The following is a 13,595-nucleotide window of genomic DNA, read 5'->3' as shown; positions in this document are numbered from 1 at the left end:
TCCGCGTGCAGAACCACGGCGCGAGGCATGATCGGTGCCGGTACGCTGCGGGGCGACGGCCCACATACCGGAGGCGCGATGCAGCCGTTGGAACCCGGTGACCCGCACCGCATAGGTCCCTACGCGCTGGCCGGCCGGCTCGGTGCCGGCGGCATGGGCACCGTCTTCCTCGGGCACGCCCCCGGCGGACAACCGGTCGCCATAAAGACGGTGCACCCGCACATCGCCCAGCACCCGTCCTTTCGGGAGAGGTTCCGCCGCGAAGTCGCTGCGGCCCGTCAGGTCAGCGAACGCTGGACCGCCACCGTCATCGACGCCGACTGCGAGGCCGCGGTCCCCTGGGTGGCCTCCGCCCACCTCGACGCCCCCGACCTGACCCGCCAGGTCACCGGACACGGCCCGCTGGCCGCTGACGGCGTGCGGGTGCTGGGCATGGGCCTGGCCGATGCGCTCGCCGCGATCCACGCTGCGGGCCTGGTCCACCGGGACGTGAAGCCGTCGAACGTGGTCCTCACCGACGACGGCCCCCGCATCATCGACTTCGGCATCGCCAAAGCCAACGCCACGGGTCCGGCCCTGACCACCTACGGCGTGGTGCTGGGGACCCCCGGCTACTTCGCGCCCGAACAGGCCCTCGGTGACGACGCCACCGCGGCGAGCGACGTGTTCAGCCTCGGCGCCACCCTCACGTTCGCGGCCACCGGGCACGGACCCTTCACCGCCACCAGCGCAACGGCCCTGCTGTACAAGGTGGTGCACGACGATCCCGACCTGAGGGATGCTCCGCCCGAGCTGCTGCCCGCACTCGCAGTCTGCCTGGACAAACAGCCACACCGCCGCCCCACCCCACAGCAGCTCCGTGAGGCGCTCACACCGCAAGCCGCGGTGAGCGACGGGTCCGTAGCCCGCCCGGGCCAGCCGCGCCGCCCTCTCTCCGACTACCTCGACGACGAGGACGACGACGCGGTGCCGGTCTGGGACCATCCCACCGAGCGCCGTCGCCCGGCCGCAGTCCCGCTCCACCGACCAGACGTGCCCGCGCAGTCCGCGCCGCAGCCGGAAGACCGGTCCTACCTCGACTGGTGGTCGCTGGGCCCCGGAGAGACGGAAGACCCGGTGCCCGCCCCACCGCTCCCGTACGGACGCGCCGTCATCGAGGAGCGCGAGCGGCGACGGCAAGAAGAGCTGCGGGGCCCCGCGCCCGGGCCACGGGTCGGCGAGGTTGAAATCGGTGACGTGGTCGAGCACATGACGTACGGGATCGGCACCATCGTCGAGCTGCACCAGCATCCCGGCCCGGGTGCGATGGCCGTCATCGTGTTCACGTCCCGGTACGGCGAGCGGCGCATCATCCTCGCGAAGGCCCCCATGCGGCTCCTCGGCCGCGGCATCTGATACCTCAGCCTCCGCAAGCCCCCGCCGACCGGACGGCTGCACGGCCGCTCCGTGCGCGCACCCCGTGCCGAACCGAGCGAGTCCGCGATGCGGCGGGAGACCCGGAACAGACCGCGTGACCGGGATCGGCAACGGCGACGCGGCCTTCTCGCGTGATGTGGAGGTCACTGGTAGTCCTTCGGCTTCTCGGTGTCCGGCTTCTTGAGATCGACCCGGCTGGCGGAGGCGGACACGAAGGAGCGGACCCGCTCGCCCTGACTGTCGGCCGTGGCGGCCGCTTCGCCGATCGGCCGTGCCTCGGCGTTGGCGAGCGCCGCGTTCTCGAGCCGTTGCCGGTCCGCGGGGCGGGCCCACCGCTTCAGGTCGTCGTCGAGGTGCGGTCCCTCGAGGAGCAGCGGCCCGATGCGGCGGCCGTCGACTGTGAACGACGCGTAGTGGTGGAACTGGTCGAGCGCCACCACCCGGTCGGGGCTGGGGTTGTCGCCCCACTCGGCGGTGACCGCCGAGATCGCGGCCCGCGAGCCGGTGGTGGTCGACAGGCTGGACGCGTTCTGGAGCAGCGAGAGCTGAACCGCCTTGGGCAGGCGTGCCATGAGCTGCGTCATGCCGTGGACGCGGAGCTTGAACTTGCGGAACTCCTCCACCATTTCGGCGAACGTCTCAGGCGAGGCGCCGGTGAGGGTGATCAGTTCGTCGAAGTACAGGCGGAACGGCCGCCGCTGCTCTTGTGGGGTGTCGCGGCGGGAGCGTCCGGCGCGCAGCAGGTCGCGGGCGAGCATGGTGAGCAGGAGCCGGTCGTTGGGCGTGTTGCCCGGCGTGCAGATCCACACGACCATGCCCGCGTCCATGGCGGCGCGGATGTCGTACGTGCCGACGCCTTGCCCGAGGAAGGCACGGGTGACGGGGTTGCGGCCGAGCCGGCCGAGCGGGTTGAGGACCACGTTGAACGCATCCGGCTGGAACGTCGGGAACGTGGTGGTCCACCAGGCCTGGGTGTCCATATCAAGGCGAGGCCCGGCGACGGCGAGGCACGCGGCCCGGAAGGCGGGGTCGGTGAGCAGCGGCCGGATCTGGAACAGGGTCGCCTGGTCCTGCGGTCGGCCCGCCTCGCAGGCGGCCTCGTTCACGGCGACCAGGACCGACAGGGCCTCGGTGAGGATGGTGAGCGCCCTGGGGGCTTCGACGTCCTGCCAGCCCAGCATCGTCGCGATGGAGTCGACGACTGCGTCCACGACCTGCTCGCCGGCCGGGCGACGGTGCATGTCGAGCGGATTCCACGAGCTGACCCGCGCCTGATCGCCCGTGACGGTCAGGTCGATCAGGGCGACACGGGCGGCGAGCTGCTCGTGCGCGAGGAACGTGGAGGCCCGCGTCCAGGAGTCCCGGTGCGGGTCGACGAACAGGAGCCCGCCTCCGCCGTGCGCGACACCGATGGCCTGCGCGAGCGCGCGCTCCGTCTTGCCGCCGCCGGCCTTGCCGACGCCGACTTCGAACAGCGTCTGTTCCGTGCGGGTCGCCACCAGCCGGGAGCGTCCGTCCGGGCCGCGGTAGACGCCCTGCAGGAGCAGGGACGGGTCGTCGAAGTCGAAGGTGGGCAGCTCCCCGGCGAGCACCGGCAGCCGCGCGTGCCGGGTGGGTGGCTTGAGGAACCCGGTCAGCTCGTCCAGGCGAAGCCAGTTCGGGCGCGGCGCGCGGCACTGCCCGGTCGCCCACCGGTACTCGAAGCTCTTCAGGAACGGCCAGTGGTCCGCCCCCACCCGCAAGGGTCCGAAGGTGAAGCCGCGGGTGGAGAGTTTCGCGCGGCCGCCGAACACATCGAGCCCGGCCATGACCTGCGCCATCCGCGCCTGCGCGCGGCCCTGGGTGTTGCTGGAGCATTTCACGAGGATCTGCACCCGCACCAGCTGCGCGGACTCGGCGAGCTTGCCGAGCGCCTCGTCGCGGTCCACCCGGTGCGGCGACGGCAGCACCACCCCCCGCCCGCTGCTGTTCGCCGCGGGGCGGCCGTGGGTGAACAGCTGCTGAAACCATGACCCGATCGACTCGTCGACCGCGGCGGCATCCCGGCGCGCCCACCGCGCCGAGCGCTCGGCCTCGCGGCGCTCGCGCTGACGCGCCTTGGCCAGAACCTGGAACCGTCGGGCGCGCAGCGCCCACTTGGGGGCCTTCTGGATGTCGACACACACCTCGGCGAGGTCCCCCAGATCCGCGCGCAGGTCGGCGACGCCGTCGATGAGCGGCTGCAGCGGATCCGGCTCCAGCGGCACCTCCCGCAGCGCCGCCACCGGGTCGCCGCGCAGCACGAACTCGGCCCGCACGATGTGCTCGCGCTTCTTGTCGAGCAGCGGTTCGGCCTTCTCGATCCGCACGTCCGGCCCGAAGGCGCTGATCGTCAGCAGACTCTCCGCGCCGGACGGTCCTTCGATCCGGGTACGGAACGGGCTCGTGCCGTCCGCGCGGATCGCGATCCGTACGGCCTTGCTGCGCCGAGGCGTCCACCAGGGCTGCATCCCGGAGGCACGGGCGAGCTGGATGCCGCGGCGGAAGATCTGCTCCAGGCCCGGGTCGAAGTGCTTGGCCGGATACAGCTCCAGCGCCATCCGCTCCTTGGACGCGATGGCCGCCAGATGCCGGATCAGGACCTCGGCGCCCGCCCATCCGACGGCCAGCACACCGGCCACGAGCCACCAGTGCTCGCGCAGCCACACCGCGGCCACCTCCACTGCGTGGAGGAGGCCGCCGGCCCAGCCGACTGCCGCCTGACCGGCCCCTATGACGGCTGCGGTGTCCATGCCGCTTCTCCCTTCTTCTCGGTTCGGGTGAACGTGACGTCGGCGATGCGGCCTTCGCTGTAGGTGCCGCCGCGATCGGCCCCGGCCCACACCAGATGCACCACCGCCGTGTCCGGTCTGCTGCCGCGCCGCGCGATGGCGGCCTGGACCCGCACCCGGCTGAACGCCGGCACCACCGCCGCGCCGTCGTCGAACAGCTGCGGAAACTCGTTGCGGCCGATCCCCGTGACATCGGCGATCAGCACCGCGCGCCCCACCGGCAGCAGCTGCTGCTCCGTACCAGGCGGAAGATCCCTGGGCCAGGTCCCCTCGAGCAGCGCCTGGATCGCCGGGTCCGCGGCCCTGCCCTCGCCGCGCGCCGGCACAGCGCCCGGCGCCGGGCTCGGCCCGCCCGGCGGTGCGGTCTCCTCGCCGCCGGGTGAAGGGGTGGCTTCGGCGGTCGGGGAAGCGGAGGGGCGAGCGGCCGTGTGCGGTGGCGATGCCTTCTGGCCCGGCAGGTTGAGCACTGCAGCAGAGACCAGGGCGAGGAGCAGCGCGCAGCACGCCATCGGCCACGGCGACTTTTCCCCCGCCGTCGGCTTCCTCTTCGCACTCTTCACAGCAGCCGGGCCCCTCCCGCATATCCCGGCATGGCGTCTACCGGGTCAAGGCGGACATCGGTGCCTGGACGGGCGGCGTTGATCATCTGGCCGCCGCCGACGTAGATCCCGACGTGATGGATGGTGGAGTCGCGGCCCGGGGCGAAGGCGTAGAACACGAGGTCGCCGGGCTTGAGGGCATCCTTGCCCGCGGAGGCGGGGATCCGTTTGCCCCGCCCGGCCTGCATAGCCGCGGTGCGCGGCAGGGTGATGCCGGCCTTGGCGTACGCGTACACGGCCAGGCCCGAGCAGTCGAAGCCCACGATGTTCGCCCCGGTCTTTCCGCTCGGCGAGCAGCACCGGCCGGTGCTTTTGCCCTTCGCGTTGCCGCCGCCCCACGAGTACGGCACGCCCCGCTGGGCGAGCGCCGCTTCGACGACAGTGCGGACCTTCTTCGGCGCGCCGCTCAGGTCGGGGCCCTTGGCGGCTTCCCGGTACTGGCTGATCCAGTTCGACACGTTCTCCACGTAGGCGTTGGACCGGTTGTACTGGAAGAGCGCCGAGCGCAACTGGGACTTCTTCGTCAGGTCGCGGCCGCCTCCGCACAGGTAGATCGCCGCGCCGAGCGCCGCGTCGTACGCGTTGTGCGGATCGGCCTTCTCGTCGCCGTTGTTGTCCTGGCCGACGCCTTCCCAGGTGGAGGGCAGGAACTGGAAGGGGCCGACGGCCCGCTCGCCGGTGGCGGTGCCGTCCCACTTTCCGTTGTCGGTGTCGGGGAACACGCTGGTGTTGCCGCCGGCTCCGGAGCCGTTGAGGAGCACGCCGAGGATCTTGGGCCGGATGTCGCCGTTGTCGGCGATGTTGCGGCCGGACGCGTGGTTGGACTCGACCTTGGCGATCCCGGCGAGGACGGGCCAAGCCATGCCCTTGCACTTCGGGACGTGCTTGCCGACTGTCGCGGCGGCCTTCTTGTAGGCCGCCAGCATCCGCGGCGGAATGTCCGCCACGAACCCGGCATTCGCGAAGTCGTCGTCCAAGCCGTCCCCTGATCCCTGAAGCGCGGCGAGCGCGCTGAGCCCTCCCGCGATCGGCGCCGCACAGCACACCGCCGCGACCATCAGCAGGAACACCAGGCACCCCCAGCGTCCCCACCGGCGACGCCTCGGGCGCGGCGCGCTCACGACTCGCCCCCGTCGCTCTCGCCGCGCTCACGCCTGCGGCGTTCCTCCTCGGCGTTGCGCATCAGGCGCCGCATCATTTCGGCGGCCTCCTCACGGGCCCGATCCCGCGGACTGCGCCCGCCCGGCAGCCCCGACCCGCGCGCAGACGCGGTCGGCCCGGGCGACGCCGAAGGAGGTCTCGGCGAGGGCGAGTTCGGGCGCGCGGAGACGCGCCGCGATCCCATCGGCGGCCACTGGCTGCGCGGCGTGTCGTCCGGCGGACCGACGTCCAGCGGCGGCTCGGACGCGGCGCGCACCGCGGTCGCAGATCCGGACGGGGCCGGAGTCAGGCGGCGGCGGGTGAAGCCGTCGCCGCCGTAGTCCGAGCCGTACTCGGCGGTGTGCCGCCGGGCCGTGCCGACGGTGGCATCGGACCAGGCCTGTCCGTCCCGCCGGGCCGTGTTGCGCCACACCTGCACCTGCTGGCGGGCATCCGAGCGCAGATCCCGGGCGTGCCCGCGGCCCCGGCGCAGGTTCTCTGCGAGCCCGACCGTGGAGCCGTACGCGAGGCGGCCACCCCGGTTCAGGATCCGGTAGCCGCGCAGCCGCACCAGCCGGTTGTGCGCCCGCGTGGACAGCAGCGTGCGATCTGTGCTCTGGGAGTGCAGCGAGTGCCCGTCTGCGTCGGAGATCTGGCCGTCCGCATCGCGGTAGCGGTCGCGCGGCCCGCGCCGCAGCCCGTCTTGACCGGCCGCGACGTTGTTCGGGTCAGCGTCCGCGGTCGGCTTGCGCCACCGCTCCAGCGCCTCCGCCCCGGGGTGTTTGCCGACGGCCAGACCCCAGGCGCCGCGGATCCCCAGGCGCGCGCCGACCGAGGCCAGACCGAGCGGCGCGAGCCCGCGGCCGGCTTCGGCCAGCCCCGCGCCGAGCATCCGGCCAGGGTCGAACGGCATGCCGGCGCCGTCCGCCATCGCACCGAGGTGCCCCATCAAACGGTGCCGGGTGCCGAGCCCGGTGAACCCTCCGCCGCCGTACGCGAGCGAGCGCAGGCCTCCGCCGTAGCCGAAGCCGCCCGCGGCGCCCGCGCCGTTCATGGCCAGGGCAGCGCCGATCTCGGAGGTGTCGCCGGGCAGGTGCGTGCCGCCGACCTTCGCGAACCGCATCCGCACCGCCATGGAGCGGCCCATCTGGGAGATCCGCGTCATGATCCACCGGTGGAACACCAGCCCGAGGAAGGCGAGGACGTCCAGGAGCAGGATCCGTTCGGCCACCAGGTCGGGGCCGTTGGTGAGCGCCGTGTCGATGGCCATGCCGTACAGCGGCAGGAACATGCAGACGGCGAACATCGCCGCCACGGACGCCGCGAACAGGGCGAGCCATTTCCAGATGACCTGCCGGTTCGGGCCGGGCAGCATGCCCCACACGAAGGCGAGTGTTCCCCCGGCGGCGCCGCCGACATCGGCGCCCTCCGCGCCGAGCAGGATCATCGCGGATGACGCCAGGATCGCTGTGATCATCAGGACCGCGAGGAGGAGCAGCAGAGCGGAGCAGACCCGCCACCAGTCCGCCTTCTGCGCGTAGGCGGCGGCCGCTTTGCCCACGGGGCCGGCCTTCTCGAGGTCCTTCAGGAACACCTGGAACTGGGCGTCCTCGCCGCTGACCACCGGGCTGATGGTGTCCAGGAGGTCCCCGCCGGGGGTGAGTTCGGGCAGCTTGTCCGAACCCTTGATATCGCCGTTCTGGCAGTACTTCTTGGCCGGACCAATGATCAGGCTGCAGGGGTCGTCGCCCTCCTTGACCTGGTTCTTGTCGTAGCCGCCGACAACCCACTTCAGGTGCAAGGCATATGCTTTGCGGTCGGATTCCTTCGCAGGGTCGAGGATCCGGCCGTACTGCAGCAGCATGTACGGCTTCACGACCAGTGCGTTCGTCGTAGCGTCCTGGATCGGCCGGGCCACCTCGGAAGGCATGATCTTCTGGTCGCCGCGGCGTTCCTCGCAGTACTGCTGGGCCGCGCCGGTGGAGGAGGAGCACTCATCGAGCTCCTCCGACGAGATGTGGCCGCCCCAGTTGTAGTTGCCGACCGCAGTGTGTGCGACCTCCGCCGCCGCCTGCTGCGACTGGGCGATCGGCCCGTTCTCTCCGAGGAGATAGTCCGGGCGTACGAACATGGACGCGGCGAGCGCACCGATGATCAGGGTGAGGACAATTTCGCCGAGACCCTTGCTGATCTTGCCGCGCACGAAAAGGATCAGCCCGAACACGAACGCCCAGGAGAGCATCAGACCTTTGAGGCCGAGGTTGTTGACGACCAGGTCGTTGTACACATCCGAGACCTGCTGGGCCGGCTCGGCAAGCATGCTGATCAGCGGGAAGCGGAACGCGAACTCCACGGCCCAGCAGCCGAGCCCGACCAGCACCTGAATGATGGAGAACAGCCCGGACAGGGCCATCGACGCGAACTGGGAACTGAAGTCGACCAGCGACCCGCCCTCCGCGTGCAGCTCGTAGCCGTTGATCGGCACACCCTCGGACGTGGTCACGTTCAGCGGGGACAGCAGATCTCCCGCGCTGTTGCTGCCCGCGGCGTACGCGACCTGGGTGTTGACGATCAGGAACACCAGCGTGAGGACGGCGACGTGCCGTGCCGTCCGCCACGGTCCCCGGTCCGGGCGCCACATCACGGCCTCCGTGCGCTGCGCAGCCGGTACGCGGTGAGCGCGAGGATGCCGACGGCCGGCGGAAGCAGCATCCACGCGTCGACCGCGTCGAACTCGGGTGCGGGCGCGGCGCCCTGCAGCAAGCCCTGGCCGCGGCAGTAGTCCTTGGCCGGGCCGACGACCAGATCGCACGGATCATCCGCACCGGCACCGGTCTCGGGTGCGGAGGAGGCGAAGGCCTGCCCCGTGGTGGGCCACCAGCCGTCGGGCACGGCGAAACCGATCAGCAGGGTCGCTGTCAGGGCGCCCGTCGCGACCGCGGCGACGGCGAAGCCCATCGCGCGGCGCCGGGCCCGGTCCCAGATCCGGGTACTCATCGGCTGCTCTCCTTCGTCACCGACACGCCGGCTCGCTGGGCGGCGTCGACCATTTCGCGGCCGACGTCGCGCCGGTTGGGTGCGGCGGTGGTCTCTTCGGGGGTGGTCTTGATGGCGGCGGCGATCCGCTTGACGTCCGGGATGGCGACCTTGATGCGGCCGGTGTTCATGCGCGGCCCGGTCAGCAGCACCTCACCGGCCCTCGGGTTGTCCGCCAGCGGCTTGCCATTCGGGCCGCGGCGCACAGGGGAGAGCTTCGTGGTCACCAGCTCGACCAGCTCCTTGTTGTCGGGGTCGAGGCCGATGAACTCCAGGGCGCGGCGGGCGCGCTTCTTGTCGGTGATCCGGCCCGCGGCCCGATACGCCATCAGCCCTCGATCGGGCCCGAGTTCCTCCTCGTCCTGCGCGGCGGCGATGAGCCCGGCGCCGTGCTTGCGGCCGTCGTGGAGGAACTCCGAGACGAGCGCGGACCCTTCGGCGGAGTTGGTGAGCCACCACAGCTCGTCCGCGGCCAGGGCGCAGAACCGGTTCGGGTCGCTGAACGCCACCTGCCGGGAGATCGCCGCGATCAGATACAGCACCGCCCGGCCGATCAACGCCTCGAGCGGCTGCTGGTGCAGGACATCGATGTTCCCGAAGGCCTCCTTCGGCGGCAGCGTCAGCCCGGCCGTGGTGAACACGATCACGTCCGAGGTCATGTGCTCGTCGAGCTGGACGACAGGCAGCGCAGGGTCGAAGATCATGGCGGCGAGGGGGTTGTCGGCGACGATGCCGAGCATGTTCCGCAGGGACGCCGCGGTGTCGCCGAGCGATCCGCCCTGCCCCGCTATCTCCTCGACCGCGTCCAGGACGAGCCGCATCGACGGCTGCGGTGAGGCGGCGGCCATCTCGACGGCGCGGTGCAGGACGCCGCCCTGCGGGCTCATCGGCCCGATGCACAGCTGCAGCGTGAGGTAGCTCAACGCGTAGTGCGCGGCCTGCGGATGCCCGGCGAAGATCCGCAGAGGGTCGATGGACAGTTCGGCGCCGACCACGTCGATGATCTGGCAGCGGCCCGCGGCCGCGGACCGCGCGAACAGCGCCCACTCCTTCAACGGGGTGCGGTCGATACAGATCGCCCGCTCGCCGCGGTCGACCACGCCGATGGTGAGGGCCTTCTCCATGACGCTCTTGCCGCCGCCGGGGTCGGCGACGATGCCGAAACTCGCCGACGAGTCGGAGCGGGGCGCGTTCGCCAGGTTGATCAGAACCGGGCGGGTGGTGCCCGAGTCCAGGTCGAACCCGATCAGCTGCCCGTTCGGGTCGCCGACCTCGATGGTGGTGAACGCGCCGCCCATCGACCAGTCCTCGCTGAGCTGGTGCTGGGTGAACTCCCGCACCGGCTGCGGCCGCACCGTCGCCGGCAGACCGAGCGTGAACAGCGCCTCCTGCAGACCCGTCGGCCGCACCGCCCGGTAGTCGAGCTTGCCCAGCAGCGCCGCCAGCGACCGCGCCCGCGCATCACACAGCTGTGACGTCGGCGCCCACACCGCCAGGCTCGTCACCGACTGCACCTCGACCTCCACCGAGGTCTGCGACAGCCGGGCATCCAGCTCCCCGAGGTCCTTGGCCGCCTGCAGCAGCGAAGACGGCATGCCGGTGGGGCGGGCGTCGTACTGGTCGGCCTGGTCGACGAGCTCGGTGCGCTTGCGCTGCACCTGCGCCTTCGCCTTCTCCGCCTCCACCAGCGTCAGGTCGATGACGTAATCGACCGGGTACTCCAGGACCTCGAGCTGCGCGAACAGATCCGCCGAGTCCGCGGCCACCGTCGGCGGGCACTCCGCCAGCGCCAAATGGGCCTGAAACCCGGTGCCCTGCTCGGTCTCCACCTCCAGCCACCGCCGCGCCAGCGGCGACGAGGCCTTGGCCTGAGCCCGTCCCCGCGGCCCGCGCTGCGCCGTGTGGTCCTCGGCCTGCTCCTCGGCGACGGGGCCGGTGCCGCCCTCGGCGATACGCACCTGCCCGAGCTCGGCGTAGCTCGGCGACCGCAGCGTCCCGCCGCGCACCTGCCCGCCATACAGGGCGCTCGACTCGGCATCGGAGAGCAGCGGCTCGGCAAGTCCCCGGTGCAGGGCGTGCTGCACCATCCACACCACCTCGGCCGGCCGCGCCGGCCGCAGCGGTATCGCCCCGGACAGCTGCGCCTCCACCCGGGAGGCCTGCTCCTGGTAGGCGGCGACCTCGCCGCGCTGCACCGGCCCCTGCCGCATGCCGAGTACGGCGGACAGCTCCGCCCACACCGCGCCGACGGCCGCGGACACCTTCAGCCCGCGCCCCTCGGCCTGAAGCGGCACCGCCAGCCACAGGGTGCGGCGGTGCATCTCCTGGTACTCCAGGACACCCAGCGCCGCCTCGACCGTCTGAGCCCACGGATGCTCGCCGTCCGGCGTCAGCTGCGCCGCGGCAGGATCGACGCCGTCGACCATGGCCAGCGCGATCTCGCCCGGGTCGACCTGCGCGCACAGCCCGAACAGCCGCGGCGCCCCGGACAAGGACCGCACCAGGTGCGTCACCCTGCCCAGCAGCTGCTCCCGGACGGCGGCGGGCACATAGGTGCCCTGCACCATCTCCTCGCCCGCGCCCGTCTCGTCCGGACCGGGGTGGAGACGGTAGACCGCCCACACGGTGCCGTGCGTGGACCACACCAGATGGCCGGCGATATGCCGGATCGGAACCCTCACCGCGCACGCTCCTCGGACACGGCTGCCGCCCGGGCGGCCAGCTGCTGGACCGACGAAACCGGCCCCGCCGCCGCGGGCGTGCGGCGCCTCTCGCGCGACGGCGCGGGCCGTGGCTGACTCCCGGGCCGCGGCGGCCGCGCAGTTGCCGCCGTACGGCGCTCCGTGCGCACCCGCCGCACCGGCGCGGCACGACGCCCAGACCGTCGTCGTCCGCCGGCGGCGGGGCAGGGGAGGTCTTCGAGGGTGAAACCGCCGAGCAGCACCTGCGGCTTCTTGTCCCTGGCCCGCTTCCCGCCGATCTGCCCGGCGGCGGGCTTGCACCACAACGTCACCCAGCCGCCGACCGCCGCGAGCGGCGCCCGCCCGGCGATCCGCGGGCGGCGCACCGCCCAGATCGCCAGCAGCCACACAACCAGAGGCAGTGGCCCCAGCGCGGTCCACCACGACACCGTCAGAATCAGCAGCAGCGCACCGATGACAGCGATAGCGATCTGCGCCGGGTTGTACGGGCCGAACCACAGCCGGAAGTCACCGATCTTCCCCAGGACCCACGGGTGGCGCCGCGCCGCAGTGTAGAACCGGCCCACCCGGCGGGAGGCCTCGCCGCTCACCGGGCACCACCGAGGCCACGGTCCGCGTCCAGCCCGGCGACCGGCGGCGCGCTCCCCGCCGCAGCGCCTTCCGTGCTGGCCTCCTTGATCTCGGTCTCGAACATGCCGGCGAGGTCGTTGCGCGCGGCGTACAACCCCAGCGCAATGATCATCAGGAGGAGCGCGCCGATCCCTGCCTTGATCGACAGGCGGCGCCCCGCCTCGATCGCCACGATGACGATCAGGATCGCGACCAGCGCCCCGGAACCCCAGTCCTTGAGCATGTCGATGAAGTTGTCGCCCAGGTTGTCGATCGGCCCGGCGAGGATGACGTTCTTCACGAGGCGTCACCGCCCGTGGCCGCAGCGCCGGACAGAAGAGCGGCCACTTCCCAGCGTCCCGCCCGCGTCGACATCTCCAGCTCGTACGACAGCGGCCACGTGCCCGCACTGTCGGTCGCGGACACCTCGACCAGGAGCCGGACCTTCGTGCCGTCCGTGGGCACCTGCTCGGCGGCCGCCGTGTCGCTGTCGGCGGTGGCCGCCCGCACCGAGATATCCGTGTATCCGCCCGACGCCACACCAGCCAGCACGACGCCCGGCGCCAGGTAGCGGTCGACCTGGCCGTCACCGGACAGGTACACCCTGAGGAACTCGGCCGCCGTCGCCGTCAGTTCGCTGCCCGAGTCCAGCGGCACCCCGTACGCGGAATCCGGCACCGGCGCGACCGCAGGACCGGAGACCCGACCCGGAGCCGACTCCACCACGAACGCGGAGCCATCCTTGGCCGCGACGACCGGCACCGCGAAGTACCGCACCGCACCGTCCGGGTACTGCGCAGCCACCGTCACCGACCAACGCCCGCCCGCCCGCTGCACACTGCGCACCGCATGCACATCCGCGGCCCGCTGCACATCACCGGCCGGCTCCGGCAGCGCGACGGACGGAGCCATCGCCTGCGCAACCCGCGCCTGCACATCGGCATCCGCATCGCTACTGCGCAGCCACGCGGCCAGGAACACCTCGGCGTACCCCGACGGATCCGCCGGCGCCACCGGCAGCTTCACCGGCACCGGCTTCGGAGCCGCCGACACGGTCGGCGAGGGCGCCATCACAGCCACCGCCAAAGCGAGCGGGCCGGCCGCGAGGGCGCCCGCCACCGCGAGGCGGCCAAGCCACACCCGGCGATACATCGTGTGCAGCACCGCCCCCGCAGCCACGGGAGCGGCCTCTGTGCCCTCCCGGACCTTCTCTGCAGGACTCATGCGAACTCCCAGGTCAGAACGAACTGTTGCTGACCTCGAGAAGACCCGTGCAGCCTGAC

The 13,595-nt window shown here is 72.1% G+C and carries 10 protein-coding genes; 1 reads left to right on the top strand and 9 read right to left on the bottom strand.

Features of this window, described 5'->3' with window-relative positions:
* The first annotated feature begins 78 nt into the window (after positions 1-78).
* A complete protein-coding gene (locus ACLF6P_RS29085; protein WP_415954402.1) occupies positions 79-1,395 on the top strand; it encodes a serine/threonine-protein kinase in 1,317 nt (438 codons plus the stop codon).
* A gap of 164 nt (positions 1,396-1,559) precedes the next feature.
* Here the strand turns inward: ACLF6P_RS29085 and ACLF6P_RS29080 are convergent, their stop codons facing one another.
* From ACLF6P_RS29080 to ACLF6P_RS29040, 9 genes are read right to left on the bottom strand one after another with little or no spacing between them, the layout of a single operon-like run.
* Positions 1,560-4,187: an ATP/GTP-binding protein gene (locus tag ACLF6P_RS29080; protein ID WP_415954401.1), complete on the bottom strand. Its 2,628-nt coding sequence runs from the start codon at positions 4,185-4,187 to the stop codon at positions 1,560-1,562.
* Complete coding sequence (locus ACLF6P_RS29075; protein ID WP_415954400.1) at positions 4,166-4,786, bottom strand: hypothetical protein; 621 nt, start codon at positions 4,784-4,786, stop codon at positions 4,166-4,168. Before ACLF6P_RS29075 ends, ACLF6P_RS29080 begins: the two co-directional genes overlap by 22 nt.
* Entirely contained in the window at positions 4,783-5,895 is a 1,113-nt protein-coding gene (locus ACLF6P_RS29070; protein ID WP_415954399.1) for a C40 family peptidase, read from the bottom strand. The genes ACLF6P_RS29075 and ACLF6P_RS29070 overlap by 4 nt, the downstream gene beginning before the upstream one ends.
* Before the next feature lie 47 nt (positions 5,896-5,942).
* Positions 5,943-8,606 (bottom strand): hypothetical protein, encoded by a 2,664-nt coding sequence (locus tag ACLF6P_RS29065; RefSeq protein ID WP_415954398.1) that lies wholly within the window; start codon positions 8,604-8,606, stop codon positions 5,943-5,945.
* Positions 8,606-8,962, bottom strand: coding sequence for a hypothetical protein (locus tag ACLF6P_RS29060; protein ID WP_415954397.1), 357 nt, complete (start codon positions 8,960-8,962; stop codon positions 8,606-8,608). The genes ACLF6P_RS29065 and ACLF6P_RS29060 overlap by 1 nt, the downstream gene beginning before the upstream one ends.
* Positions 8,959-11,682, bottom strand: a complete 2,724-nt coding sequence (locus ACLF6P_RS29055) for an ATP-binding protein (protein WP_415954396.1) — start codon at positions 11,680-11,682, stop codon at positions 8,959-8,961. Before ACLF6P_RS29055 ends, ACLF6P_RS29060 begins: the two co-directional genes overlap by 4 nt.
* Positions 11,679-12,293, bottom strand: coding sequence for a hypothetical protein (locus ACLF6P_RS29050; RefSeq protein WP_415954395.1), 615 nt, complete (start codon positions 12,291-12,293; stop codon positions 11,679-11,681). The genes ACLF6P_RS29055 and ACLF6P_RS29050 overlap by 4 nt, the downstream gene beginning before the upstream one ends.
* Positions 12,290-12,613: a hypothetical protein gene (locus ACLF6P_RS29045; RefSeq protein ID WP_415954394.1), complete on the bottom strand. Its 324-nt coding sequence runs from the start codon at positions 12,611-12,613 to the stop codon at positions 12,290-12,292. The genes ACLF6P_RS29050 and ACLF6P_RS29045 overlap by 4 nt, the downstream gene beginning before the upstream one ends.
* Positions 12,610-13,536 (bottom strand): conjugal transfer protein, encoded by a 927-nt coding sequence (locus ACLF6P_RS29040; protein WP_415954393.1) that lies wholly within the window; start codon positions 13,534-13,536, stop codon positions 12,610-12,612. Before ACLF6P_RS29040 ends, ACLF6P_RS29045 begins: the two co-directional genes overlap by 4 nt.
* Positions 13,537-13,595 lie beyond the last annotated feature (59 nt).

The sequence above is a fragment of the Streptomyces lothianensis genome (genome assembly GCF_047779955.1).
Classification (GTDB): Bacteria; Actinomycetota; Actinomycetes; order Streptomycetales; family Streptomycetaceae; genus Streptomyces.
The sequence above is the reverse complement of the archived record's forward strand: the minus strand, read 5'-3'. Positions and strand labels throughout refer to the sequence as shown.